This is a genomic window from Streptomyces sp. 3N207, from assembly GCF_052246355.1.
GTDB lineage: Bacteria > Actinomycetota > Actinomycetes > Streptomycetales > Streptomycetaceae > Streptomyces.
On the sequence record NZ_JBQQBV010000001.1, the window covers coordinates 601,189 to 625,945 of the forward strand.

The following is a 24,757-nucleotide window of genomic DNA, read 5'->3' on the forward strand; positions in this document are numbered from 1 at the left end:
AGCTCAGACCGCCCTCATCAGCAGGGTCGCGGCGATCAGCACTGCCGCGCCGCCGAACATCGAGACCGCGTAGGAGCGGGCGAAACCGTTCTGGAGCCGCCGCAGCCGCCCGGACAGCCCGCCGAAGGTGGCGGCCGTGCCGTTGACCGCGCCGTCGACGACCTTGTGGTCGACGTAGACCAGGCTGCGGGTCAGATGCGTACCGCCGCTGACCAGCACCACATGGTTGAAGTCGTCCTGGAGCAGATCGCGGCGGGCGGCCCTGGTGAGCAGATTGCCGCGTGGTGCCACGACCGGCACCGGCTTGCGCCCGTACTGGAACCAGGCGGCTCCCACGCCGATGACCAGCGCCACGACTGTCGCCGTCGTCACCGTGGCGGCCGAGACCGGCGAGTGACCGTGCTCGAACGCCGTCACCGGCTCCAGCCAGTTGACGAAGGACTCGCCCGCCTTGAAGATGCCGCCCGCAAAGACGGAACCGAGGGCCAGCACGATCATCGGGATCGTCATGACCTTCGGGGACTCGTGCGGGTGCGGTTCAGCGTGCTCGCCGCGGGTCTCGGCGGCGGGCTCCACGCTCGGCTGGTCAGGGGAGGGGGTGGGCGCCTTGCGCCAGCGCTCCTCGCCGAAGAAGGTCATCAGCATCACCCGCGTCATGTAGTACGCAGTGATCGCCGCGCCCAGCAGGGTGACCGCACCCAGGATCCAGCCCTCGGTGCCGCCCTTGGCGAAGGCGGCCTCGATGATCTGGTCCTTGGAGAAGAACCCGGACAGTCCCGGGAAGCCGATGATGGCCAGGTAACCCAGCCCGAACGTGACGAAGGTGACGGGCATGTACTTGCGCAGCCCTCCGTAGCGCCGCATGTCGACCTCGTCGTTCATGCCGTGCATCACCGAACCGGCGCCGAGGAAGAGCCCGGCCTTGAAGAAGCCGTGGGTGACCAGGTGCATGATGGCGAAGGCGTAGCCGATCGGGCCCAGCCCGGCGGCCAGGATCATGTAGCCGATCTGCGACATGGTCGAGCCCGCCAGGGCCTTCTTGATGTCGTCCTTCGCACAACCGACGATCGCACCGAACAGCAGCGTGACCGCGCCGACCACGACCACCACCAGTTGCGCGTCCGGAGCCCCGTTGAAGATGGCGCCGGAGCGGGTGATCAGGTAGACGCCGGCGGTCACCATCGTCGCCGCGTGGATGAGGGCCGAGACCGGGGTCGGGCCCTCCATCGCGTCGCCGAGCCAGGACTGGAGCGGCACCTGCGCCGACTTGCCGCACGCCGCCAGCAGCAGCATCAGCCCGACGGCCGTCAGCTTGCCCTCGCCCGCTTCCGTCGCGTTCGACAGCACCGGCGCGAAGGCGAAGGACCCGAAGGTGGTGAACATCAGGAAGATGGCGATCGCCAGGCCCGCGTCACCGACCCGGTTGACCAGGAACGCCTTCTTCGCCGCGGTGGCCGCGGTCGGTTTGTGCTGCCAGAACCCGATCAGCAGGTACGAGGCGAGACCCACGCCCTCCCAGCCGACGTAGAGCAGCAGATAGTTGTCGGCGAGGACGAGCAGCAGCATCGCTGCCAGGAACAGATTGAGGTAGCCGAAGAAGCGCCGACGCCCCGGGTCGTGCTCCATGTAGCCGACCGAGTAGAGGTGGATGAGCGTGCCCACGCCGGTGATCAGCAGGACGAACGTCATCGACAACTGGTCGAGCTGGAAGGCGACATCGGCCTGGAAGCCCTCCACCGGCACCCAGGAGAACAGTTTCGTGTGCATGGCCCGGTGCTCGGCACTCTTCCCCAGCATGGAGAAGAACAGCCCCGCACCGATGGCGAAGGACACCGCGGCCAGCAGCGTCCCCACCCAGTGCCCGGAACGGTCCAGGCGCCGCCCGCCGCACAGCAGCACGGCGGCACCGAGCAGGGGTACCCCGACGAGCAGTCCGATCATTGACTCCACTGGTTCGTACCCCTTACAGCTTCATCAGGCTGGCGTCGTCGACCGAGGCCGAGTGGCGGGCGCGGTAGAGCATGACGATGATCGCCAGCCCGACCACGACCTCGGCGGCAGCGACGACCATGACGAAGAACGCCATGATCTGGCCGTCGAGATTGCCGTGCATCCGGGAGAAGGCGACCAGCGTGAGGTTGGCGGCGTTCAGCATCAGCTCGATGCACATGAACACCACGATGGCGTTGCGCCGGATGAGGACTCCGGCGGCGCCGATGGTGAACAGCAGCGCTGCCAGATAGACGTAGTTGATCGGGCTCACTTGGCGGCCTCCTCGCGCTCGGTCCCGCGTTCGGTGGCTCGTTCCTCGTCCCCCGGACGGCCTTCGTCGGTGGGCCGGTCCTTGGAACGGTCCGCCGCGGCGTCCCGTTCGAGGGCGCGTTCACCGGGGTCCTTGGGGCCGGGGTAGGCGGACCCGCCGTGGTATTCGGCGGTGCGCTGCTCGATCGCGGCCAGCCGGGCCAGCTGCTCGGCGCTGACCTCGCGGATCTGGCCGCGGTTGCGCAGGGTGGGGTTGACGCTGAGCTCGGAAGGCGAACCGTCGGGCAGCAGCGCGGGGCGGTCCACCGCGTTGTGCCGGGCGTAGACGCCGGGCGCGGGCAGCGGCGGGAGCTGCTTGCCGCCACGTACCCGCTCGATGGCCTGCTCGCGCTGGGACTTGATCTTCTCGACGCGCTCGCGGTGGGTGAGCAGCGTGGCACCGACCGCGGAGACGGTCAGCAGGGCGCCGACGACCTCGAAGGCGACCACGTACTTGGTGAACAGCAGCGAGGCGAGCGCCGGAACGTTGCCCTGCGCGTTGGCCGCTTCCAGACCGTTGAAGCTGCCCACCGGGACCTGGCCGATACCCGCGATCAGCAGGATGCCGAGCCCGAGCCCGCAGCCGACCGCCAGCCAGCGCTGGCCCTTGAGGGTCTCCTTGAGGGAGTCGGCCGCGCTGACGCCGACGAGCATCAGCACGAACAGGAACAGCATCATGACCGCGCCGGTGTAGACGACGATCTGGACGACGCCGAGAAAATAGGCGCCGTTGGCGAGATAGAACAACGCCAGGATGATCATGGTCCCGGCCAGGCACAGCGCACTGTGCACGGCGCGGCGCATCAGTACGGTGCCCAGTCCGCCCAGCACGGCGATGGTGCCCAGCACCCAGAACTGGAGGGCCTCACCGGTGGAGGTGGCGGTGGCCGCCAGCTCGGTCATCGGGGCGGCGAGCGCGCTCATCGTTCCCCCTCCCCGCTGCTGGTCACGGTCCCGTGCGTCATGGGGCCGTGCGGTGCAGCGTCGAAGGTGGCATCCCCCGCTGCGGCCGGTTCGTCGGCGCCGAAGGTGTCCGCGGACTCCTGCGGCGCCCCGGTGTCGGTGGGGGTCTGCCGCACCGTGCCGGGCGCGACCTCGCTCACCAGGCCCCGGTAGTAGTCCTTCTCCGTCATCCCGGGGTAGATGGCGTGCGGCGAGTCGACCATGCCCTCTTCCAGGCCGGCGAGCAGCTCCTCCTTGGTGTAGATGAGGGACTCACGGCTGTCGTCGGCCAGTTCGTACTCGTTCGTCATGGTCAGCGCCCTGGTGGGGCACGCCTCGACGCACAGGCCGCACAGGATGCAGCGCAGATAGTTGATCTGGTAGACGCGGCCGTAGCGCTCGCCGGGCGAGTAGCGCTCCTCGTCGGTGTTGTCGGCGCCCTCTACGTAGATCGCATCGGCGGGACAGGCCCAGGCACACAGTTCGCAGCCGATGCACTTCTCCAGCCCGTCCGGGTGCCGGTTGAGCTGGTGGCGGCCGTGGAAGCGGGGCGCCGTCGGCTTCTTGTACTCGGGGTACTGCTCGGTCAGCCGCTTCTTGAACATGTCCTTGAAGGTCACGCCGAAGCCGGCCACGGGGTTCTCAGGCACCGTCAGCCCCCTTGCTCTCGGTGGTTCCGTCATTAGCGGTGGCCGGCCCGCCCGCCTGGGCACCGACCGGCTCGCGGTCCCGGTCGGCACGCGAGGGCCGCCGTGGCACCGGTGGCAGTGTCTGTCCTGGCAGCGGCGGTACGGGGTAGCCGCCGGCCATGGGGTCGAACGGTTTCTCCGCTGCCGGGGGCTCTTCCTCCTCCTCGCCGCCGCGGAAGAAGTCCACGACGAAGGTGATCAGCAGCAGCGCCAGTGCGGTCCCGGCGACCCAGTAGACGACCTCGCTGTAGTCCCAGCCTTCGTTGCGCATGGCGCGGACGGTGGCCACGAGCATCAGCCACACCAGCGCGACCGGGATGAGGACCTTCCAGCCGAGCTTCATGAACTGGTCGTAGCGCACCCTCGGCAGCGTGCCGCGGATCCAGATGAAGAAGAAGATCAGCACGACGAGCTTGGCGCTGAACCACAGGATCGGCCACCAGCCGTGGTTGGCCCCCTCCCACCAGGTGGAGATCGGCGCCGGAGCCCGCCAGCCCCCCAGGAAGAGGGTGACCGCGAGCGCGGAGACCGTCACCACGTGGATGTACTCGGTCAGCATGAACATCGCGAACTTGATCGAGCTGTACTCGGTCTGGAAGCCCGCGACCAGGTCGCCCTCGGACTCCGGCATGTCGAAGGGCGCGCGGTGTGCCTCGCCGACCATCGAGATCAGATAGATCAGGAAGGAGACCGGCAGCAGATAGGCGAACCAGCCGTCAGCCTGCTCCCCCACGATGGTCGAGGTGGACATCGAGCCGGAGTAGAGGAAGACCGCGGCGAAGCTGAGGCCCATCGCGAGCTCGTAGCTGACGATCTGCGCCGTGGCCCGCACCCCGCCCAGCAGCGGGTAGGTCGAACCGGACGACCAGCCGGCCAGCACCACGCCGTAGGCGGCGATGGAGGAGGTGGCCAGGATGAACAGGACGGCGACGGGCATGTCCGTCAGCTGCATCGCCGTACGGTGCCCGAAGATCGAGATCTCGTTGTCAGCGGGCCCGAACGGGATGACCGCGATCGCCATGAAGGCGGGCACGGCGCCGATCACCGGGGCCAGCAGATAGACGAGCTTGTCGCTGCCCTTGACGGTGATGTCCTCCTTGAGCATCAGCTTCACACCGTCGGCGAGCGACTGGAGCATGCCCCAGGGACCGTGCCGGTTGGGCCCGATGCGCAGCTGCATCCAGCCGACGATCTTCCGCTCGAAGACGATGGAGACCAGCACCGTCACCATCAGGAACGCGAAGCAGAAGACCGCCTTCAGCGCGACCAGCCAGAAGGGGTCCGTGCCGAACATCGACAGATCCTCGGCGGCCAGCCCCAGCTTCCCCGGGCCCGGCGCCCCGCCTCCCAGCACTTCGGAACTCAGCGTCGCGGCGCTCATGCACCCACCTCCTGCGTGGTTTCCCGCACGGCGGCACCGGCCGGGCCGATGCGCACCACATCGCCGGGCAGCGCACCGGTGTCGGCCGGTACGCCGGAGCCGTGCGAGTTGAGCGGCAGCCATACGACGCGGTCGGGCATCGCGGTGACCTGGAGCGGCAGCCGCACCTCGCCGCGCGGCCCGCTGACGGCCAGTTGGTCGCCGTCCTTGACGCCGACCTCGTCCGCCGTCGCGGCCGACAGCCGCGCTGCCGCCGGATGCCGGGTACCGGCCAGCGCCTCGTCGCCCTCCTGGAGCCGGCCCTGGTCGAGCAGCAGCCGGTGCCCGGACAGCACGGCCTCGCCCGCCTTCGGCTGCGGCGCGGTGCGGGCCTCCGGGACGGCCGCCGGCCGGGGGCCGCCCTGGCGGTGGCCGAGCCGGTCGAGCTCGCCGCGCACCATGCCGACGTCCGGCAGCCCGAGGTGCACATCGAGCGCGTCCGCGAGCATGTTGAGCACCCGCGCGTCGGGCTGGGCGTGGCGGCGCGTCATCTGGTCGGGCTTTATCGCCGCCTCGAACGACCGCAGCCTGCCCTCCCAGTTGAGGAAGGTGCCGGACTTCTCCACGGTGGCGGAGACCGGCAGCACCACATCGGCCAGCTGCGTCACGGCACCGGGCCGCAGCTCCAGGCTGACCAGGAAGCCGACGGCCTTCAGCGCCTGCCGGGCCCGCGCCGGATCGGGCAGGTCCTCGACGCCGACGCCGCCGACGACCAGCGCGGCCAGCTCGCCCTCGGCTGCGGCCTCGATGATCTGCGTAGTGTCCCGGCCGGGCTGCGCGGGGAGCTCGGCGACGCCCCAGGCGCGGGCGACCTCCGCACGCGCCTCCGCGTCATCCACCGACCGTGCCCCGGGCAGCAGCCCCGGCAGACAGCCGGCCTCCACGGCACCCCGCTCGCCCGCGCGCCGCGGCACCCACACCAGCGTGGCGCCGGTGGCGACCGCGGTGCGTACGGCGGCGGTGAGCGCACCCGGCACGGTGGCCAGCCGCTCGCCGACCAGGATCAACGAGCCCTCGCCGCGCAGCGCCTCGGCTGCCGCGGCCCCCAGCTCGTCCAGCCCGACGCCGCCCGCGAGCGCGTCCAGCCACTCCGTCTCGGTGCCGGGCGCGGCGGCCAGCAGCGTGCCGCCCGCCTTCTCCAGTCCGCGGGTGGCGTGGCTCGCCAGCGCGAAGGTGCGCTGCCCGTGCTTACGCCACGCCTTGCGCAGCCGCAGAAAGACGCCGGGCGCCTCCTCCTCGGCCTCGAGTCCGGCCAGCAGCACGGCGGGCGCGGCCTCCAGTGCCGTGTAGGTGACTCCCGAGGAGTCCAGATCGCGGCCGTGGCCCGCCACATGGGAGGCGAGGAAGGAGGCTTCCTCGGCCGAGTGCGGCCGGGCACGGAAGTCGATGTCGTTGGTGCGCAGCGCGACCCGCGCGAACTTGGCGTACGCGTAGGCGTCCTCGACGGTGACCCGGCCGCCGGTCAGCACGCCCGCGCGGCCCTGCGCCCCGGCGAGTCCACGGGCTGCGGCGTCCAGCGCCTCGGGCCAGCTGGCGGGCGCCAGTTCGCCGTCCTCACCGCGGACCAGCGGCGTGTGCAGCCGGTCGGGTCGCTGCGCGTAGCGGAACGCGAAGCGGCCCTTGTCGCACAGCCACTCCTCGTTGACCTCGGGGTCGTCCTCGGCCAGCCGCCGCATCACCTTGCCGCGCCGGTGGTCGTGCCGGATGGCGCAGCCGCCCGCGCAGTGCTCGCAGACACCGGGCGAGGAGACCAGGTCGAAGGGGCGGGAACGGAACCGGTAGGCGGCCGAGGTGAGCGCGCCGACCGGGCAGATCTGGATGGTGTTCCCGGAGAAGTACGACTGGAAGGGCTGGTCCTCACCGGTGCCGACCTGCTGCAGCGCGCCCCGCTCCAGCAGCTCGATCATCGGGTCGCCCGCGACCTGGTTGGAGAAGCGGGTGCAGCGCGCACACAGCACGCAGCGCTCCCGGTCCAGCAGCACCTGGGTGGAGACGGCGACGGGCTTTTCGAAGGTGCGCTTCCTGCCCTCGAAGCGGGAGTCGGCGTTCCCGTGCGACATCGCCTGGTTCTGCAGCGGGCACTCGCCGCCCTTGTCGCAGACGGGGCAGTCCAGCGGGTGGTTGATGAGCAGCAGCTCCATCACGCCGCGCTGGGCCTTGCTCGCCACCGGGGAGGTGAGATGGGTCTTGACGACCATGCCGTCGGTGCACTGGATGGTGCAGGACGCCATCGGCTTGCGCTGGCCCTCCACCTCGACGATGCACTGCCGGCAGGCGCCCGCCGGGTCGAGCAGCGGGTGGTCGCAGAAGCGGGGGATCTCGATGCCGAGCTGCTCGGCCGCGCGGATGACCAGCGTGCCCTTGGGTACGGAGATCTGGGCGCCGTCGATGGTCAGCGACACGAGGTCTTCGGGCGGCGGGGCGACCTCCCCTCCCCCTTGGGAGGTGCCAGCAGTCGTGACGGTCACGCGTTCACCTCCAGGTGAGCGGAGCCTGGGCCATCAGCCCACGCGGTGGACTTCTCGGGGTCGAAGGGGCAGCCGCGGCCCGCGAGGTGGGCTTCGTACTCGTCGCGGAAGTACTGCAACGAGGAGAAGATCGGGGATGCCGCGCCGTCGCCGAGGGCGCAGAAGGACTTGCCGTTGATGTTGTCGGCGATGTCGGCGATCTTGTCCAGATCGGAGGGGCTCGCCTTGCCCGCCTCGATGTCCCGCATCAGCTGGACGAGCCAGTAGGTGCCCTCGCGGCAGGGGGTGCACTTGCCGCAGGACTCGTGTGCGTAGAACTCGGTCCAGCGGGTGACGGCCCGCACCACGCAGGTGGTCTCGTCGAAGCACTGCAGCGCCTTGGTGCCGAGCATGGAGCCGGCGTTGCCGACGCCCTCGTAGTCGAGGGGGACGTCCAGGTGCTCGTCGGTGAGCAGCGGGGTGGAGGAGCCGCCGGGTGTCCAGAACTTCAGCCGGTGCCCCGGCCGCATGCCGCCGCTCATGTCGAGGAGCTGGCGCAGGGTGATGCCCAGCGGCGCCTCGTACTGGCCGGGTCGTGCGACGTGGCCGCTGAGGGAGTAGAGCGTGAAGCCGGGCGACCGCTCGCTGCCCAGGGCCAGCGAGCGGAACCAGTCCTTGCCCCTGTCCACGAGTGCAGGAACCGAGGCGATGGACTCGACGTTGTTCACCACTGTGGGGCACGCGTACAGGCCGGCGACGGCCGGGAAGGGGGGACGCAGCCGCGGCTGGCCGCGGCGCCCTTCGAGCGAGTCCAGAAGTGCGGTCTCCTCGCCGCAGATATAGGCGCCGGCGCCCGCGTGCACGGTGAGTTCGAGGCCCTTGCCGGGGCCGAGCGCATCCGGTCCGAGATAGCCCGCCTCGTACGCCTCGCGTACGGCCAGATGGAGGCGGCGCAGCACGGGCACGACCTCGCCGCGCAGATAGATGAAGGCGTGGTTCGAGCGGATCGCATGGCAGGCGATCACGATGCCCTCGATGAGGGAGTGCGGGTTGGCGAAGAGGAGGGGGATGTCCTTGCAGGTGCCGGGCTCCGACTCGTCGGCGTTGACGACGAGATAGTGCGGCTTGCCGTCGCCCTGCGGAATGAACTGCCACTTCATCCCGGTGGGGAAGCCTGCGCCGCCACGGCCGCGCAGCCCCGCCTCCTTGACGTAGGCGATCAGGTCGTCGGGATCCATGTCGAGCGCCTTGCGCAGCGCCTGGTAGCCGCCGTGCCGCCGGTAGCCGGCCAGCGTGTAGGAGTCGGACTCGTCCCAGTGCGCGGACAGTACGGGGGTCAGCAGCTTCTGCGGGTCGGCGCTGCCCTGCCCCGGGTGCGGGGACCTTTCGTCCTGCCCGCCGTCGTGAGGTGCCACCGTCGTCACTTCCCCTCCTCGTCGGATGCCGCGTCGCGGGGAGCGACGACGCCAGGGGTGCTCTCTCCCTTGGCCAGCCGCAGCCCGGCCAGCGAGGCGGGGCCGGCGCTGCCGGAGGCTTCCACCGCGCCGGGCCGCTGGTCGGGGAAGCCCGCCAGCACCCGTGCGGTCTCCTTGAAGGTGCACAGCGGGGCGCCACGGGTGGGGGTGGCCTCGCGGCCCGCACGCAGATCGTCGACGAGGGCGCGGGCGCTCTCGGGGGTCTGGTTGTCGAAGAACTCCCAGTTGACCATCACGACCGGCGCGAAGTCGCAGGCCGCGTTGCACTCCACGTGCTCCAGCGTGATCTTGCCGTCCTCGGTGGTCTCCCCGTCCCCCACACCCAGGTGTTCGCGCAGCGACGCGTAGATGGCGTCGCCGCCCATCACCGCGCACAGCGTGTTGGTGCACACCCCGACCTGATAGTCGCCGGACGCCTTGCGGCGGTACATGGAGTAGAACGTGGCGACGGCATTGACCTCGGCCGTGGTCAGGTCCAGTACCTCCGCGCAGAAGCGCTGCCCGGTGCGGGTGACATGGCCCTCCTCGGACTGCACCAGGTGCAGCAGCGGCAGCAGCGCGGAGCGGCTGTCCGGGTAGCGGGCGATGATGTCGCGGGCGTCCGCCTCCAGCCGCTCGCGTACCTCGGCGGGGTAGTCGGGCGCGGGCATCTCGGGGATGCCCATCTCGACGCTTGTCACCGGTCGACGCCTCCCATCACGGGGTCGATGGACGCGACGGCGACGATGACGTCCGCGACCATGCCGCCCTCGCACATCGCCGCCATGGATTGCAGGTTGGTGAAGGAGGGGTCGCGGAAGTGCACCCGGTAGGGGCGGGTGCCGCCGTCGCTGACCACATGCACACCGAGCTCCCCCTTGGGCGACTCGACCGCCGCGTACGCCTCGCCCGGCGGGACCCGGAAGCCCTCGGTCACCAGCTTGAAGTGGTGGATCAACGCCTCCATGGAGGTGCCCATGATGTTCTTGATGTGGTCGAGGGAGTTGCCGAGCCCGTCCGGGCCCAGGGCGAGCTGCGCGGGCCAGGCGATCTTCTTGTCGGCGACCATCACCGGGCCCGGCTCCAGCCGGTCCACACACTGCTCGATGATCCGCAGTGACTGGCGCATCTCCTCCAGGCGCACCAGGAACCGCCCGTAGGAGTCGCAGGTGTCGACGGTCGGGATGTCGAAGTCGTAGGTCTCGTAACCGCAGTAGGGCTGGGCTTTACGCAGATCGTGCGGCAGTCCGGCCGAGCGCAGGATCGGACCCGTGGCGCCCAGCGCCATACAGCCGGCCAGGTCGAGATAGCCGATGTCCTGCAGCCGGGCCTTGAAGACGGGATTGCCGGTGGCGAGCGCGTCGTACTCCGGCAGGTTCTTGCGCATCTTCTTGAGGAACTCGCGCAGCGCGTCCACGGTCCCCGGCGGAATGTCCTGCGAGAGCCCGCCGGGACGGATGTAGGCGTGGTTCATCCGCAGCCCGGTGATCAGCTCGTACAGGTCGAGGATCAGCTCGCGGTCCCGGAAGCCGAAGATCATGACGGTGGTGGCACCCAGCTCCATACCGCCGGTGGCGATGGCCACCAGATGCGAGGAGAGCCGGTTGAGCTCCATCAGCAGCACACGGATGACGTTGGCGCGGTCGGGCACCTCGTCCTCGATGCCCAGCAGCCGCTCCACGGCCAGGCAGTACGCCGTCTCGTTGAAGAACGGCGTCAGATAGTCCATCCGCGTGACGAACGTGGTGCCCTGGGTCCAGGTCCGGTACTCGAGGTTCTTCTCGATGCCGGTGTGCAGGTAGCCGATGCCGCAGCGGGCCTCGGTGACCGTCTCGCCGTCGATCTCCAGGATCAGCCGGAGCACCCCGTGTGTGGAGGGGTGCTGGGGGCCCATGTTGACGATGATCCGCTCGTCGTCGCTCTTGGCGGCGTGCGCGGCCAGCTCGTCCCAGTCCCCTCCGGTCACGTCGTAGACGGTGCCTTCGGTGGTCTCCCGAATGCCTGCGGGTGCGTGGGTTGTAGAAGCCATTTAGGTGTACGACCTCCGCTGGTCAGGAGCGGGAATCTGGGCGCCCTTGTACTCGACGGGAATACCGCCGAGCGGATAGTCCTTGCGCTGCGGAAAGCCCTGCCAGTCGTCCGGCATTATGATCCGCGTCAGCGCGGGGTGGCCGTCGAAGATCAGCCCGAAGAAGTCGTACGTCTCGCGCTCGTGCCAGTCGTTCGTCGGATAGATATCGACGATCGAGGGGACATGCGGGTCCGCGTCGGGCGCGCTGACCTCCATCCGGATCAGCCGGTTGTGGGTGATCGAGCGCAGGTGGTAGACGGCGTGCAGCTCCCGGCCCTTGTCGCCCGGGTAGTGGACGCCGCTGACCCCGGTGCACAGCTCGAAGCGCAGCGCGGGGTCGTCGCGCAGGGTGCGGGCCACGCGGGACAGATGTGCGCGGGCGATATGGAAGGTCAGCTCGCCGCGGTCGACCACCGTCCGCTCGATGACCTGCTCGGGGTCCAGCCCCTGCTCCTCCAGCGCCCCTTCGAGCTCGTCGGCGACCTCGTCGAACCATCCCCCGTACGGCCGGGGCGTCGCGCCCGGCAGCCGTACGGTGCGTACCAGGCCGCCGTAGCCGGAGGTGTCGCCGCCGTTGCGGGCGCCGAACATGCCGCGGCGGACATCGATGACCTCGCCCGGGTCTCCCTGCGGGACGGGCAGCGACTCCTCGGCCCGCTGGTCGGGGTCGTTCTCGTTGGGCCCCTTGGGACGCTTGGGCTCGCCGGGGCCGTTCCCGGTCTTCTCCGTCATCGCAGCAGCCCCTTCATCTCGATCGTCGGTACGGCCTTCATGGCCGCCTCCTCCGCCTCGCGAGCCGCTTCCTTCTGATTGACGCCGAGCTTGGAATTCAAAATCTTCTCGTGCAGTTTGAGAATAGAATCGAGCAACATTTCGGGGCGTGGGGGGCAGCCGGGCAAATAGATATCGACGGGAACGACATGGTCGACGCCCTGCACGATGGCGTAGTTGTTGAACATGCCGCCGGACGAGGCGCACACGCCCATCGAGATGACCCATTTGGGGTTCGGCATCTGGTCGTAGACCTGCCGCAGCACCGGCGCCATCTTCTGGCTGACCCGGCCCGCCACGATCATCAGGTCGGCCTGGCGCGGCGAGCCGCGGAAGACCTCCATGCCGAACCGGGCGAGGTCGTAGCGCCCTGCGCCGGTCGTCATCATCTCGATGGCGCAGCAGGCGAGCCCGAACGTCGCCGGGAACATGGATGATTTACGCGCCGCACCGGCCATCTTCTCGACCGTGGTGAGCAGAAATCCACTCGGCAGTTTCTCTTCAAGTCCCATTGCTTATCCTGCCCCTAGTCCCATTCCAGGCCGCCGCGCCGCCAGTCGTAGGCGTACGCGATACCGATGAGGGCGACGAAGACCAGCATTTCGACGAGCCCGAACATCCCGAGTGAGTCGAAATGGACGGCCCACGGGTAGAGGAAGACGATTTCGATGTCGAAGATGATGAAGAGCATCGCCGTCAGGTAGTACTTCACCGGGAAGCGGCCGCCTCCGGCCGGCTGCGGCGTGGGCTCGATGCCGCACTCGTACGCCTCCAGCTTTGCCCGGTTGTAGCGCTTGGGGCCGACGATCGAGGCCACGACCACGGAGAAGACCGTGAACGCGGCCGCGATCGCTCCCAGTACGAGGATTGGTGTGTAGACGTTCACCGCTCCCGTCTCCTTCCAGGCGTCGACTCTGACTGCCGGCAGACCGCTGGGCCGCTGCGCACCCCCACGAAGATCGCTCTTATGTGAGGCAGTTCACAAGCCCTGTTCGCAGGCATCTTAAGCCCGCCCCTCTGTGATCTGCGACACGGGGGGCGGCAACTAGTTTGTGATCTCCACCACCTGACGGCCAATCATCCGATCCGATGAGCAGTAATCTTCATACGCAAAGCCCCAGGATGATCACCCGAGGTGACATACAGGCGTGCTCACACCCCTTGCGGGCGGGTCGCTTACCAAGCACGTGGCTGCATTGGCAAATTCGCGCTGGACGGTTTCACCTGCTATGCGCGAACCACTGGGGCTCGTGCGCTCGTGAAGCCCGGCACAAACCCCGAGACCCCCGCGCGATCCGGCCGAGTCCTGCCCGTGACCGAGCAGGATGGGCGATAAGCACCCAACGCCCGCTTTGCACGAAGAGTTGAGTTCGAGCCCCGGGCGAAAATGTGAGCTGCGCCACACACATTTCCGGCAGCCGCTGCCTTCTTTGCGCTCACCATTTCTCCGTGGTAAGCACACAAGGGATTCCGGCAATGCGGACAACTGCGTGGTCACGGCCCCGTAGTTGGGCAATGATCGCGTCGGAGAAGGGCCTCCGAGCGATAGCTGTAGGGCTCAAGTGGCCGTGCACGGGGCGACTGTGGCGCATCGCACGATTGTTGAGGGAAGTGTTTGGAGCCTGCTAGGCATTCCCTCATGTCCCCGAAAGCTCAGATACCCAGCCACCGAAAGCCCCGCTCCAGCAAGATGAATACGGCGCTGCGTGCGGGTATGACGGGCGGCGTCATGGGCACCATCGCCCTCACCGCTGCGGCGACGCCGGCCCTCGCGGCCGACAAGACCGCACCGGCCGAGACCGTCGAGATGCCCACCCTCTCCACGGCCGACTCGAGCACCCTCGCTGCCGAGTCCCTCCACAACTCCGCCGAGCAGTACAGCCTCCAGGAGGCCCAGGACGACGCGGCGTCCGAGGCCAAGAAGCAGGCCAAGGAGAACAAGGAGAAGGCCGAGGCCGAGGCGAAGCGCAAGGCAGAGGCCAAGCGCAAGGCCGAAGCCGCCCGTAAGGCAGCAGCACAGACGACGGAGCGCGCCTCCCGCTCCGCCGACCGCGCCTCCCTCCCGGAAGCCTCCGCGCCCCAGGGCGGGAACGTGGCCACCCTGCTGAACTTCCTGCGGGCCCAGATCGGCAAGTCCTACGTCCTGGGCGCCACCGGCCCCTCCGCGTACGACTGCTCGGGTCTGACGCAGGCGGCCTTCAAGCAGGTCGGCGTCAACCTGCCGCGCACCTCGCAGCCGCAGTCCACCACCGGCACCCCCGTCTCCCTGGACAACCTCCAGCCGGGCGACATCCTCTACTGGGGCAGCGCGGGCAGCGCCTACCACGTGGCCGTCTACTCGGGCGGCGGCAAGTTCATCGGCGCCCAGAACTCCTCCACCGGGATCGTGGAGCGCCCCATGAACTACGACCAGCCCACCGGCGCGGTACGAGTGCTCTAGGCCGCAGCCGCAACGTATGAGGGCCCCGCCGTTCCGGCGGGGCCCTCGTCGTGTGTCGGTCGGTGCGGCGTCAGGCCCTGGGGGTCACCTTGGCGAGGCCGTTGATGATGCGGTCCATGGCGTCGCCGCCGGTGGGGTCGGTAAGGTTGGCGAGCATTTTGAGGGTGAAGCGCATCAGCACCGGGTGCGAGAGGCCGCGCTCGGTGGCGAGCTTCATGACCTTCGGGTTGCCGATGAGCTTCACGAACGCGCGGCCCATCGTGTAATAGCCGCCGTAGGTGTCCTTGAGGACCTTCGGGTAGCGGCGCAGGGCCAGCTCCCGTTGGGCCTCGGTCGCCCGCGCATGTGCCTGGACGATGGTCTCGGCGGCGATGACACCGGACTCCATCGCGTACGCGATGCCCTCCCCGTTGAACGGGTTCACCAGGCCGCCCGCGTCACCGACCAGCAGCAGACCGCGCGTGTAGTGCGGCTGCCGGTTGAACGCCATCGGCAGCGCGGCGCCGCGGATGGGGCCCGTCATGTTGTCCGGGGTGTAGCCCCACTCCTCCGGCATCGAGGCGCACCACGCCTTGAGGATCTCGCGCCAGTCGAGCTCCTTGAAGGCGGCGGAGGTGTTGAGGACACCGAGGCCGACGTTGGAGGTGCCGTCGCCCATGCCGAAGATCCAGCCGTAGCCGGGCAGCAGCCGGTCCTGCTCGCCGCGCCGGTCCCACAGCTCCAGCCAGGACTCCAGATAGTCGTCGTCGTGCCGGGGCGAGGTGAAGTACGTACGGACCGCGACGCCCATCGGGCGGTCCTCACGGCGGTGCAGGCCCATCTTCAGCGAGAGCCGGGTGGAGTTGCCGTCCGCGGCCACCACGATCGGCGCATGGAAGGTGACCGGGGTCTTCTCCTCGCCCAGCTTGGCGTGCACGCCGGTGAGCCGGCCGGTCCTCTCGTCCAGGATCGGGTCCGTCACGTTGCAGCGCTCGTGCAGCCGGGCTCCGGCCTTCTGCGCCTGGCGGGCGAGCTGTTCGTCGAAGTCGTCGCGCTTGCGGACGAGCCCGTAGTCCGGGTAGCTGGCCAGCTCCGGCCACGGCAGCTGGAGGCGGTGGCCGCCGCCGATGATGCGCAGCCCCTTGTTACGCAGCCAGCCCGCCTCTTCGGAGATGTCGATGCCCATGGCCACCAGTTGCTTGGTGGCGCGCGGAGTGAGGCCGTCGCCGCACACCTTCTCGCGCGGGAACGCCGTTTTCTCCAGCAGCAGCACATCGAGGCCGCTGCGGGCCAGGTGGTACGCGGTCGTGGAGCCCGCGGGCCCGGCGCCGACAACGATCACATCGGCGACCCGCTCGGAAGCGGCCGCCTCCGGCTGGGGCTGCACCTCGGACTCGGAGTGCGCCTTCGGTTGGGGGTCGGCCACGAGGACTCCCGCATGCTGGCTGGTTCGGCTGACCTCGCCAGTCTATGCGGGGGCCGGGACCGCGCCGCGTTCCGGTCCCTCCCCCGCCGTCCGTCAGGTGCCGTTCTCGTCCCAGGTGCGCAGCGCGGTGCTGAAGACCTGTTCCCGGTCCGGGTCCCACTCGTCATAGCGGCTCTCGGCGTAGAGGCTGTACTCCGTACCGTCCTCGCCGACGTACGCCTGGTCGATGGCGTGGATGGTGCGGCCCGATTCGTCCGAGGTGTAGACGAACTCCCAGCGGGCGCCCGGCCGTCCCCGGAAGGTGTTCTCCGTCAGTTCGAGGCGCCGGTAGCCGTCCCGTTTGCGGGCGCCCTTCTCCAGGGTGCGGAAGTTGTCGTACGAGGACTGGCCCGCGTTCTCGATGATGCCGACGCGCAGATAGTCGCCCCCGGTAGGAGCCTCGTAGTCGACCTGGGTGCCCTTCGCCCGGCGCTGCCAGCCCTCCATCACTCCGACGGAGAAGCCCTTGGGGTCGTCCGCCGTGGTGAAGCCGTCGGGCAGCTCGGTGGTCTCCGGGGTGCCGGGGGAGCCGCCCGACTGCGCGTCCGGATCGGAGTCGTCGGGGCTGTCGGAGCTGTCCGACGGTGCGGGGCTCGGCCCTTCGGGGCTCTCGTCGGCGGGCTCCTTCTCCTTCTCCTTCGTGGACGCCTTGGCGGGCTCTTTCGCCGCCGGCTTGCTGTCGCCCTTGGCGTCGTCGCCCGCAAGATAGAAGGCACCTCCGGCCCCGGCGCCGCCTACCAGGAATGCGGCGAGGATGAGGCCCGCCCACAGGAGCCCGCGCCTGCGCTGCGGGGGCGGCACCGGGCCGCCGCCCCCACCCGGGCTCTGGACATCGGGGCCTGGTGCGGTGTCGGTCGCGGGGTACGCGGCGCCGGGTTGGTCACCCTGCGCGGGTGGCGCGGCGGGAGGGGGTGACACCGGCGGAGCGGCCGGTATGCCGTGGGTGCCCGCACCGTGAGGGACTGCGCCGTACGCGCCCGCACCCAGGCCCGTGCCGCCGAGGCCGGTCCCGCCGGGGCCGCCCTTGCCGAACTGGGCACGCAGGAAGGGGACCAGCAGCGTGCCGCCGTAGGACCACAGCAGCGCGAACAGCAGCAGCTCGGCGATACCGGCCGCGATCTCACCGTGGGCGTAGAAGCGGTCGCCGGACCCGAATTCGCCGCCGTAATCGCCGCCGTAGTCGCTTCCGTAGTCGTCGTCGTAGTTGCCGCCGTAGTCGTCTGGAAGGCCGCCCCCGCTGCCGTCGCCGATGTCGGCGGTCGACTCGCGGAACCCGGCGTCGAAGCTGGCCCCGGCCAGCCCGGCGACCAGCAGCAGCCCGAGGACGAAGAACCCGGCAGCGAGCAGTTGTTCGCGGCGGTCGACGCTGCGCCGCGCCACCAGCGTGCCCAGCAGCAGAGCGCACGCCAGCCCGCCGGCCAGCGCGCCGACGACCGCCCAGTCGCCGTTGACCAGGTCGCTCAACTCTCCGTAGCCGAACGACTCGCGCCCCGCGTCCCACTGGCTGATGTCCCACTTCACGTCGATGGGCGCACCCCAGGCCAGCGCGAGGCCGAACGTGCCGACGTTGGGCAGCAGCGCGACCAGCCCCCATACGTCACCGGCGCTGACGTCGTCCTCACTGGCCAGCAGGACGACGAACATCACCACGGAGGCCAGCGCGATCACACCCGCCAGTGCGAGCCCCGCCGTCCGCAGCGCGCCCATCACGGCGCGCGGGCCGGGGCGCGCGGCCAGCCAGGCGTCGGTCCCGCCCCGGGTCAGCACGAGCGCCGCGACGAAGGTGGAGAGCAGGAACGCCCACAGAAGGGTGAGTCCGGGCGAGGACTCCAACTCCAGGCCCTCGTACGAGGGAGAGGCGTACAGCCCCAGCGCGAGCCCTCCGAGTCCGCACACTGCGCCGATCCGCAGCGCGGCCTCGAATCCGGCCGAGGGGGTCGCCGGTGCCAGTCGGCGCCGCTCGAAGCGGGCCGCGACGACGAGGGCGCCGATCCATACGGCAGTCGCCAGCAGCGGCAGTCCGGAGACCGACGCATCGCCCGCCACGCGTGCACCCTGGGTCTGGGAATCGGGATCGGCCGAGACGCCGAATCCGCCGCCGATGCCCTGGAGCAGTGCGGCAAGTGCGACCCGCATCCGGGTGCCCCAGCCGATGTCGAGGTCGTCGATGTCCTCGTCGGACCAGATGCCGAGCAGGCAGGCCCCCAGGAACAGCAACCCCAACGGCCAGCCGGCGACGCGCAGTGCGCCGAGCCAGTCGCCCTTGAGGGTCCGCGCCAGAAACATCCCGACCGGGCTGGGCCGAGCGGGCTGGGGAGGAGCGGGCGGAGGCGGCGCGTAGCCGGGTTGCGCAGGCTGCGCGGTCTGGGTCGGTACGTACGTGGGCGGGGGCGCGTGCTCGGGCGGCGCGGCGTGCTCAGGCGGCGCGGCGGGCGGGGGCGGGCCCGCCGGTGCGGGCGGGGCCGCGGGCCCGGGCGGGGCCGCGAGCTCGGGCGGGCCCGCCGGTGCGGGCGGGGCCGCAGGCTCGGGCGGGCCCGCCGGTGCGGGCGGGGCCGCGGGCTCAGGCGGGGCCGCGGGCTCAGGCGGGGCCGCGGGCTCAGGCGGGGCCGCAGGTGCCGTCGGGGCGCCGCAGGACATGCAGAAGCGGGCCTCGGCGGGGGAATCGGCTCCACATTGCGGGCACGGCGACGATGACGGCGGCGGCGGGGACGACATGGCGCTCCGATGCGGTTGCGTTCGGCCTTCGGGGAAGCCGAGGAGAGGGGACGAAGCGGCACACAGGGGCACCGCGTGTGTGCGTACGGTACGTGGGGACGGGCTACATCGTTCCGCCGAACGCCCCTTGGGGGAAGGAGATTTATCCAAGCGCAACCGGACTTGGCCAACTACTCCTCGAATTGACGCTCCGTCAGTCAGTCGGACCCGTCGGACCGCTCGGACGGAAGCCGCGGTGCAGGGCGACGATGCCGCCCGTCAGATTGCGCCAGGCGACCCGGGTCCAGCCCGCATCCTGGAGGCGGGCCGCCAGTTGCGGCTGGTTCGGCCACTCGCGGATGGACTCCGCGAGGTAGACGTAGGCGTCGGGGTTGCTGCTGACCTGCCGTGCGATGGACGGCAGCGCTCGCATCAGATACTGGGTGTAGACGGTGCGGAAGGGCGCCCAAGTGGGCTGGCTGAACTCGCAGATCACCACCCGTCCGCCGGGTCGGGTGACGCGCCGCATCTCCGCGAGGGCAGCGTCCACCGCGCTGATGTTGCGCAGCCCGTAGGAGATCGTCACCGCGTCGAACGTGCCGTCGGCGAAGGGCAGTCGGGTGGCGTCCCCGGCGGTGAACGGCATCCAGGGATGACGCTCCTTGCCCTTGCGCAGCATGCCGAGCGAGAAGTCGCACGGCACGGTGAAGGCGCCGCCCTCCACGAACGGCAGCGAGGAGGTGCCGGTGCCCGCCGCCAGGTCGAGCACCTTCTCGCCGGGCCGGGCGTCGACGGCGGCGGCGACGGCGCGCCGCCACAGCCGGGCCTGGCCGAGCGTGAGCACGTCGTTTGTGAGGTCGTACTTGGCCGCCACGTCGTCGAACATGGCAGCGACCTCGTGCGGCTGCTTCTCCAGGGATGCGCGGCTCATAGTCGGTTGCCCGCCCGTCAGTTCGCGTCGATGAGGGCCAGCTCGGGGTGGGCGGTGCCACCCTCGATGGCGGTGGAGGAGAGGTGCGAGACGACCTTGTCGTCCACGGGGTCGTTCGCCGGGTCGTCGTGCACCACGAGGTGCTCGTACGTCGTGGCCCGCTGCGCCGGGACGCGGCCCGCCTTGCGGATGAGGTCGATCAGCTCCATCCGGTTGGAGCGGTGCTTGGCGCCCGCCGAGGAGACGACGTTCTCCTCCAGCATCACCGAGCCGAGGTCGTCGGCGCCGTAGTGCAGCGAGAGCTGTCCGAGGTCCTTGCCGGTGGTCAGCCAGGAGCCCTGGATGTGGGCGACGTTGTCGAGGAAGATCCGCGCGATGGCGATCATCCGCAGGTACTCGAAGACGGTCGCCTGCGTCTGCCCCTTCAGATGGTTGTTCTCCGGCTGGTAGGTGTACGGGATGAAGGCGCGGAAGCCGCCGGTGCGGTCCTGCACATCACGAATCATCCGCAGGTGCTCGATGCGCTCGGCGTTGGTCTCGCCCGTGCCCATCAGCATGGTGGAGGTGGACTCCACACCGAGGTTGTGGGCGATCTCCATGATCTCCAGCCACCGCTCGCCCGACTCCTTGAGCGGCGCGATGGCCTTACGCGGCCGCTCGGGCAACAGCTCGGCGCCGGCGCCCGCGAAGGAGTCGAGACCTGCCGCGTGAATGCGCTCGATCGCCTCCTTCGGCGACACTCCGGAGATCCGCGCCATGTGCTCGACCTCGCTGGCGCCCAGCGAGTGGATGACCAGCTGCGGGAACGCCTTCTTGATGGCGGCGAAGTGCTCCTCGTAGTACTCCACCCCGAAGTCCGGGTGGTGGCCGCCCTGGAACATGATCTGGGTGCCGCCCAGTTCCACCGTCTCCGCGCAGCGGCGCAGGATGTCGTCCAGGTCCCGGGTCCACACCTTGTCGCTCTTGGGCGAGGCGTAGAAGGCGCAGAACTTGCAGGCCGTCACGCACGAGTTGGTGTAGTTGATGTTGCGCTCGATGATGTACGTGGCGATGTGCTCGGTCCCGGCGTACCGGCGGCGGCGCGCCTTGTCCGCAGCGGCGCCCAGCGCGTGCAGGGGCGCGTACCGGTAGAGGTCGAGCGCCTCTTCGGGCGTGACGCGCCCTCCGGTGGCGGCGCGGTCGAGGGCGGAGAGCAGGTCGGCTTCCGACACGTGCGCTGTCACCGTGGCGTCCCTCCAAAGGTCGCACTTCGCACATTCACTGCATTTCAAAAATTCGCTGCATCTCGCCGCTTACCACAGCACAGCGGCGCCGGACCAGCCTACGCCAGGGGCTTTCGGCCGATCTTCGGAGTGTCCCCGAGGGTCGCCCGAGTGCCGCCGGGGGGCTCAGGTGCGGGGCTCGGGGCTGAGCATCTCCACCCGGACGTCGGGCGGGAAACCGGTCGTCGCGCCGGTACGGCGGGCGAACTCGGCGACGCCCTCCAGCTGCCGCTGACCGAACCGGAAGTCGAGGGTGGTGAAGTACCGCTCCAGCACCTTCGGCTCGAAGATCTCGTAGCGCGCGGCGTGCTCGGCGACCTGGTCGACCTGCTCCATGGCCAGGTCGCGGGAGGCCAGGAACGCCCGGTGCGTCTCGTGCACCGTCTCCGGAGCCTGCCGCAGGAAGTCGCGGCGTACGGCCCAGACGGCGAAGACGAACGGCAGTCCCGTCCACTCCTTCCACAACCGCCCCAAGTCGTGCACCTGGAGGTCCTCCTCGGGCAGCTGCCGCAGATAGGCGCGCAGCCCCACGTCACCGATGACGACGGCGGCGTCCGCCTCCTTCATCATCCGCTCCAGGTCGGGCGGGCAGCTGTAGAAGTCCGGCTGGACGCCATAGCGCTCCGTGAGCAGCAGTTCGGCGAGGCGTACGGAGGTTCGCGAGGTCGAGCCGAGGGCCACCCGGGCGCCGTCCAGCTGGTCGAGGGGGACGCGGGAGACGATCTCGCACGACATGACGTCGCCGTCGCAGCCCACCGCGATGTCCGGGAGGGCCACCAGGTCGTCCGCGTTGCGCAGGAACTCCACCAGGGTGACGGGCCCCATGTCGAGCCGCCCGTCGATGATCATCTCGCTGAGCTTCTCGGGGGTGTCCCTGGTCAGGTCCAGGTCCAGCAGGGTGTGGGTATGGACCAGACCCCAGTACAGCGGCAGACAGTTGAGGAACTGGATGTGCGCGACGCGGGGGCGGGTGCGCACATGCCTCGGTTTCGCAGTCACTCTCCGGAGAGTACGCCCCGGTCTGTACCCCGCCACGCGGGGTCCTCCGGGAGGGCTGTTGGACATGATCCGCAGCTCTTCCACCCCCGGCCCCACCGTGCTAGGCTCAGAGCCAAGTTGCAGTTTGGTTTCCCTTGCAGTACAGAGCCTGCGGAGCATGTGACCGCGGGCTCTCGTCGTTTTCAGGCTTCTTTGTGGGTTCTGGGAGCAGGGACACCCTTATAGGCCCAAGGAGGGCTTATGGCTACCGGAACCGTTAAGTGGTTCAACGCTGAAAAGGGCTTCGGTTTCATCGCCCAGGACGGCGGCGGTCCCGATGTCTTCGTCCACTACTCCGCGATCAACGCATCCGGTTTCCGCTCTCTTGAGGAGAACCAGATGGTGTCGTTCGATGTCACGCAGGGCCCCAAGGGTCCGCAGGCGGAGAATGTCACCGCGCAGTAGTCCCTGACTCTGCAGTATCCAAGGAGCCCCCGCTTCGGCGGGGGCTCCTGCCTTTTCCGGGGGCGCCGTTCGGTGCCTTTTCCTCGGTGCTGTTTCCCGTCCGTTTCCCGGTGCCGTTTGGTGCCGTTCCCAGGCGCTGTTTCCGGCCCGGCGGGGTCAGCAGTTGTGCTCGTAGCCCGTTATCGCGGCGACCTTGGCCGCCGAGGCGGAGCCCTCGTCGAAATGCTGGTCCAGCCACTCGTCCAGCAGGGTGCGGGCCAGCTCCAGACCGATGACGCGCTGGCCGAAGCAGAGGACCTGAGCGTTGTTGCTGAGTACGGAGCGCTGTACGGAGTAGCTGTCGTGTGCGGTGACGGCGCGGATGCCGGGGACCTTGTTCGCGCTGATGGCGACGCCCAGACCGGTGCCGCAGATCAGCAGCGCGCGGTCGGCCTCCCCGTCGGCGACGCAGCGGGCCGCCTCGACGGCTACGTGCGGATAGGCCCGGTCCTTGTCGGCCCCTCCGCTGTCGACGCCGACATCGGTGACCTCCGCGACCCGGGCGTCGCCGAGCAGGTCCTTCTTGAGGGCTTCCTTGTAGTCGAGACCCGCGTCGTCGCAGCCCACGACGATACGGAAGGGCTGCCGCGGCGCTGCGGGGGTGCTGCTCATGGTGCGTTCCTCCTGGTGGCGGGGGTGGAGAAGAGGTCAGTCCGCGGCACTCACGGTGTCCGCCACCGTGCTCAGGACCAGCGCCAGCGAGGTGGCGCCCGGGTCCGGGGTGCCGATGCTGCGTTCGGCGAGCGGCCGGGCGCGGCCCAGCTTGGGGCGCAGCTCCGCGGTGGCCTCGGCGGCGGTACGGGCCATATCGGCCGCGTCGGCCAGCGCTCGGGCTGGTGCACTGCCCGCCTCCAGCCGTTCTCCGAAAGCGGTCACGAACGGGGCGAGTGCGTCGACCAGGGTCTTGTCGCCGGGCTCCGCCTTGCCGAGCGCGGTGACGGCCTCCAGCGCGGCTTGGGCGCCGGCGGCCAGTTCCGCGGGCCCCGGGGCGCGGTCGGCGGGGAGCGCTGAGCCGAACGCGCGCAGTGCCGCACCCCACAGCGCTCCGGAGGTGCCTCCCGCCTCGGCGGCCCAGGCGTCCCCGGCAGCACCGAGCAGTGCGGCCGGCGCAGCGTCTGTGGCCTGCGCCTTCTCGGCGGCGGCCAGCGCCGCGTCCACGCCTTTGCACATGCCGCGGCCGTGATCCCCGTCCCCGGCGACGGCGTCGAGCCGGCCGAGGGCCTCTTCCTCCTGGTGGAGGAGGGTGCGGACGGTACGGAAGGCCCGTACGACGGTGGCCGTGGTGGCGATCGCCCCACCGGTGGCGGGACCGGCGGAAACGTCACCGGTCTGAGGGGTGATGACTGTGGCCGTACGGGGTGCGGCCACCGCCCCGCTCGCGGACGGATCTTGCGGGGCGACCTCGCCGCGGCGGTAGGCGGGGGTGTCGGCGGGGGCGAGCCAGAGCCGTTCCAGCTCGTCGTCCAGCCAGGTGACGGTCAGCGAGCAGCCCGCCATGTCCAGCGAGGTGACCAGCTCACCCACCTCGGGGCGCACCAGATCCAGTCCCGCCTCGTCGAGCAGTCGTGCCACGGACGCCCACAGGACGTACAGCTCCTCGTACTTGGTGGCGCCCAGGCCGTTGAGGAGGACCGCCACCCGGCGGCTGTCCGCGGCCTCCTCGGGCCGCTCGGCCAGCAGCTCCGCCACCAGGGTGCGGGCCAGGTCCTCGGCGGTCGTCAGCTCGCTCTCGCTCACGCCGGGCTCGCCGTGAATGCCCAGGCCGAGGCCCAGCTTGCCTTCCGGCACGGTGAACAGCGGCTCCCGCTGACCAGGCAGTGTGCACCCCGCGAAGGCCACGCCGAGCGAGCGGGTCCGGGCGTTGGTGTGCTCCGCGATCCTGACCACCTCGTCCAGGTCCGCGCCCTCCTCGGCGGCGGCGGAGGCCGTCTTGTAGACGGTGAAGCCGCCCGCGATGCCGCGCCGCCGGTCCGCCTCCGCTGTGGGGGCGCTGGCGATGTCGTCGGTGACGGCGAAGCAGCGGGCCGGTATGCCGTCGGCGGTCAGCCGCTGGGCTGCCTGGCCGAAGTTCATGACGTCGCCCGCGTAGTTGCCGAACATGAACAGCACGCCTGCCCCCGTCTCGGCTTCCGCCGCCACGGAGTACGCCTGCGCGGCGGACGGGGAGGTGAAGACGTTGCCGATGACCGAGCCGTCGGCGAACCCCTTGCCGACCACGCCGCAGAAGGCGGGATAGTGGCCGGAGCCGCCGCCCGTCAGCACGGCGACCTTCGCTGTGGTGGGGCGGTGGGCTCTGACCACGCCGCCGGGCACCGCGCGGACGTGTTCGGGGTGGGCCGCGGTGAAGCCTTGGACCATGTCCTCGGCAAAGCGGGCAGGGTCGTTGAATACGCGGGTCATAGGGGACTC

General features: G+C 70.0%; 21 protein-coding genes. 2 read left to right on the forward strand and 19 right to left on the reverse strand.

Annotation, left to right across the window (positions count from 1 at the left end):
* Positions 1-3: 3 nt before the first annotated feature.
* The 12 genes from nuoL to ACTWP9_RS02835 are packed head-to-tail and all read right to left on the reverse strand — an operon-like array spanning position 4 to position 12,981.
* The gene (gene nuoL / locus ACTWP9_RS02780) at positions 4-1,950 is read right to left on the reverse strand and encodes an NADH-quinone oxidoreductase subunit L (RefSeq protein ID WP_443244289.1); all 1,947 of its coding nucleotides are present in this window, start codon (positions 1,948-1,950) and stop codon (positions 4-6) included.
* Positions 1,951-1,963: 13 nt separating this feature from the next.
* Positions 1,964-2,263, reverse strand: coding sequence for an NADH-quinone oxidoreductase subunit NuoK (nuoK, locus tag ACTWP9_RS02785; RefSeq protein WP_019354175.1), 300 nt, complete (start codon positions 2,261-2,263; stop codon positions 1,964-1,966).
* Positions 2,260-3,204 carry an NADH-quinone oxidoreductase subunit J gene (locus ACTWP9_RS02790; RefSeq protein ID WP_443244392.1) on the reverse strand — a complete coding sequence of 315 codons (945 nt, stop codon included), beginning with the start codon at positions 3,202-3,204 and terminating at the stop codon, positions 2,260-2,262. The genes nuoK and ACTWP9_RS02790 overlap by 4 nt, the downstream gene beginning before the upstream one ends.
* 17 nt (positions 3,205-3,221) lie before the next feature.
* Positions 3,222-3,848, reverse strand: coding sequence for an NADH-quinone oxidoreductase subunit NuoI (gene nuoI / locus ACTWP9_RS02795; protein WP_443244393.1), 627 nt, complete (start codon positions 3,846-3,848; stop codon positions 3,222-3,224).
* A gap of 37 nt (positions 3,849-3,885) precedes the next feature.
* Positions 3,886-5,313 (reverse strand): NADH-quinone oxidoreductase subunit NuoH, encoded by a 1,428-nt coding sequence (nuoH, locus tag ACTWP9_RS02800; protein ID WP_443244290.1) that lies wholly within the window; start codon positions 5,311-5,313, stop codon positions 3,886-3,888.
* Positions 5,310-7,820 (reverse strand): NADH-quinone oxidoreductase subunit G, encoded by a 2,511-nt coding sequence (locus ACTWP9_RS02805; RefSeq protein ID WP_443244291.1) that lies wholly within the window; start codon positions 7,818-7,820, stop codon positions 5,310-5,312. The genes nuoH and ACTWP9_RS02805 overlap by 4 nt, the downstream gene beginning before the upstream one ends.
* Entirely contained in the window at positions 7,817-9,223 is a 1,407-nt protein-coding gene (gene nuoF / locus ACTWP9_RS02810) for an NADH-quinone oxidoreductase subunit NuoF (protein WP_443244292.1), read from the reverse strand. Before nuoF ends, ACTWP9_RS02805 begins: the two co-directional genes overlap by 4 nt.
* The gene (gene nuoE, locus ACTWP9_RS02815) at positions 9,220-9,939 is read right to left on the reverse strand and encodes an NADH-quinone oxidoreductase subunit NuoE (protein WP_443244394.1); all 720 of its coding nucleotides are present in this window, start codon (positions 9,937-9,939) and stop codon (positions 9,220-9,222) included. Before nuoE ends, nuoF begins: the two co-directional genes overlap by 4 nt.
* A gap of 11 nt (positions 9,940-9,950) precedes the next feature.
* Entirely contained in the window at positions 9,951-11,282 is a 1,332-nt protein-coding gene (locus ACTWP9_RS02820; RefSeq protein WP_443244293.1) for an NADH-quinone oxidoreductase subunit D, read from the reverse strand.
* Positions 11,283-12,056 (reverse strand): NADH-quinone oxidoreductase subunit C, encoded by a 774-nt coding sequence (locus ACTWP9_RS02825; RefSeq protein ID WP_443244294.1) that lies wholly within the window; start codon positions 12,054-12,056, stop codon positions 11,283-11,285.
* Positions 12,053-12,607, reverse strand: a complete 555-nt coding sequence (locus ACTWP9_RS02830) for a NuoB/complex I 20 kDa subunit family protein (protein ID WP_443244295.1) — start codon at positions 12,605-12,607, stop codon at positions 12,053-12,055. The genes ACTWP9_RS02825 and ACTWP9_RS02830 overlap by 4 nt, the downstream gene beginning before the upstream one ends.
* 14 nt (positions 12,608-12,621) lie before the next feature.
* The gene (locus ACTWP9_RS02835) at positions 12,622-12,981 is read right to left on the reverse strand and encodes an NADH-quinone oxidoreductase subunit A (protein WP_019354165.1); all 360 of its coding nucleotides are present in this window, start codon (positions 12,979-12,981) and stop codon (positions 12,622-12,624) included.
* 753 nt (positions 12,982-13,734) lie between these two features.
* On the opposite strand from ACTWP9_RS02835, the gene ACTWP9_RS02840 reads away from it, so the two are divergent.
* Positions 13,735-14,535 carry a C40 family peptidase gene (locus ACTWP9_RS02840; RefSeq protein WP_443244296.1) on the forward strand — a complete coding sequence of 267 codons (801 nt, stop codon included), beginning with the start codon at positions 13,735-13,737 and terminating at the stop codon, positions 14,533-14,535.
* A gap of 70 nt (positions 14,536-14,605) precedes the next feature.
* Here ACTWP9_RS02840 and ACTWP9_RS02845 read toward each other — a convergent pair whose 3' ends face one another.
* The 5 genes from ACTWP9_RS02845 to ACTWP9_RS02865 all read right to left on the reverse strand — a co-directional run bounded on the left by ACTWP9_RS02845 (position 14,606) and on the right by ACTWP9_RS02865 (position 21,844).
* Entirely contained in the window at positions 14,606-15,901 is a 1,296-nt protein-coding gene (locus ACTWP9_RS02845) for a geranylgeranyl reductase family protein (RefSeq protein WP_443244395.1), read from the reverse strand.
* A gap of 132 nt (positions 15,902-16,033) precedes the next feature.
* The gene (locus ACTWP9_RS02850; RefSeq protein ID WP_443244297.1) at positions 16,034-18,265 is read right to left on the reverse strand and encodes a hypothetical protein; all 2,232 of its coding nucleotides are present in this window, start codon (positions 18,263-18,265) and stop codon (positions 16,034-16,036) included.
* 622 nt (positions 18,266-18,887) lie between these two features.
* Positions 18,888-19,604 carry a demethylmenaquinone methyltransferase gene (locus ACTWP9_RS02855; protein ID WP_443244298.1) on the reverse strand — a complete coding sequence of 239 codons (717 nt, stop codon included), beginning with the start codon at positions 19,602-19,604 and terminating at the stop codon, positions 18,888-18,890.
* Between the two features lie 17 nt (positions 19,605-19,621).
* The gene (gene mqnC, locus ACTWP9_RS02860) at positions 19,622-20,827 is read right to left on the reverse strand and encodes a cyclic dehypoxanthinyl futalosine synthase (protein ID WP_443244299.1); all 1,206 of its coding nucleotides are present in this window, start codon (positions 20,825-20,827) and stop codon (positions 19,622-19,624) included.
* Positions 20,828-20,992: 165 nt separating this feature from the next.
* Positions 20,993-21,844 carry a menaquinone biosynthetic enzyme MqnA/MqnD family protein gene (locus tag ACTWP9_RS02865; RefSeq protein WP_443244396.1) on the reverse strand — a complete coding sequence of 284 codons (852 nt, stop codon included), beginning with the start codon at positions 21,842-21,844 and terminating at the stop codon, positions 20,993-20,995.
* 261 nt (positions 21,845-22,105) lie between these two features.
* On the opposite strand from ACTWP9_RS02865, the gene ACTWP9_RS02870 reads away from it, so the two are divergent.
* On the forward strand, positions 22,106-22,309 hold the full coding sequence (locus ACTWP9_RS02870; RefSeq protein ID WP_019354156.1) for a cold-shock protein: 204 nt from the start codon (positions 22,106-22,108) through the stop codon (positions 22,307-22,309).
* Between the two features lie 156 nt (positions 22,310-22,465).
* Here ACTWP9_RS02870 and ACTWP9_RS02875 read toward each other — a convergent pair whose 3' ends face one another.
* Both ACTWP9_RS02875 and ACTWP9_RS02880 read right to left on the reverse strand, forming a co-directional pair.
* Positions 22,466-22,960: a ribose-5-phosphate isomerase gene (locus tag ACTWP9_RS02875; RefSeq protein WP_443244300.1), complete on the reverse strand. Its 495-nt coding sequence runs from the start codon at positions 22,958-22,960 to the stop codon at positions 22,466-22,468.
* Positions 22,961-22,996: 36 nt separating this feature from the next.
* Entirely contained in the window at positions 22,997-24,748 is a 1,752-nt protein-coding gene (locus ACTWP9_RS02880; protein WP_443244301.1) for a dihydroxyacetone kinase family protein, read from the reverse strand.
* Positions 24,749-24,757: the final 9 nt, after the last annotated feature.

Bases quoted from the DNA above. Each gene is read 5' to 3' on its own strand.
- ACTWP9_RS02790 (WP_443244392.1), bottom strand. From the start codon at position 3,204: ATGACCGAGCTGGCGGCCACCGCCACCTCCACCGGTGAGGCCCTCCAG.
- nuoI (WP_443244393.1), bottom strand. From the start codon at position 3,848: ATGTTCAAGAAGCGGCTGACCGAGCAGTACCCCGAGTACAAGAAGCCG.
- nuoH (WP_443244290.1), bottom strand. From the start codon at position 5,313: ATGAGCGCCGCGACGCTGAGTTCCGAAGTGCTGGGAGGCGGGGCGCCG.
- nuoE (WP_443244394.1), bottom strand. From the start codon at position 9,939: ATGGGCATCCCCGAGATGCCCGCGCCCGACTACCCCGCCGAGGTACGC.
- ACTWP9_RS02820 (WP_443244293.1), bottom strand. From the start codon at position 11,282: ATGGCTTCTACAACCCACGCACCCGCAGGCATTCGGGAGACCACCGAA.
- ACTWP9_RS02825 (WP_443244294.1), bottom strand. From the start codon at position 12,056: ATGACGGAGAAGACCGGGAACGGCCCCGGCGAGCCCAAGCGTCCCAAG.
- ACTWP9_RS02830 (WP_443244295.1), bottom strand. From the start codon at position 12,607: ATGGGACTTGAAGAGAAACTGCCGAGTGGATTTCTGCTCACCACGGTC.
- ACTWP9_RS02840 (WP_443244296.1), top strand. From the start codon at position 13,735: ATGTCCCCGAAAGCTCAGATACCCAGCCACCGAAAGCCCCGCTCCAGC.
- ACTWP9_RS02850 (WP_443244297.1), bottom strand. From the start codon at position 18,265: ATGTTTCTGGCGCGGACCCTCAAGGGCGACTGGCTCGGCGCACTGCGC.
- ACTWP9_RS02855 (WP_443244298.1), bottom strand. From the start codon at position 19,604: ATGAGCCGCGCATCCCTGGAGAAGCAGCCGCACGAGGTCGCTGCCATG.
- ACTWP9_RS02870 (WP_019354156.1), top strand. From the start codon at position 22,106: ATGGCTACCGGAACCGTTAAGTGGTTCAACGCTGAAAAGGGCTTCGGT.
- ACTWP9_RS02875 (WP_443244300.1), bottom strand. From the start codon at position 22,960: ATGAGCAGCACCCCCGCAGCGCCGCGGCAGCCCTTCCGTATCGTCGTG.
- ACTWP9_RS02880 (WP_443244301.1), bottom strand. From the start codon at position 24,748: ATGACCCGCGTATTCAACGACCCTGCCCGCTTTGCCGAGGACATGGTC.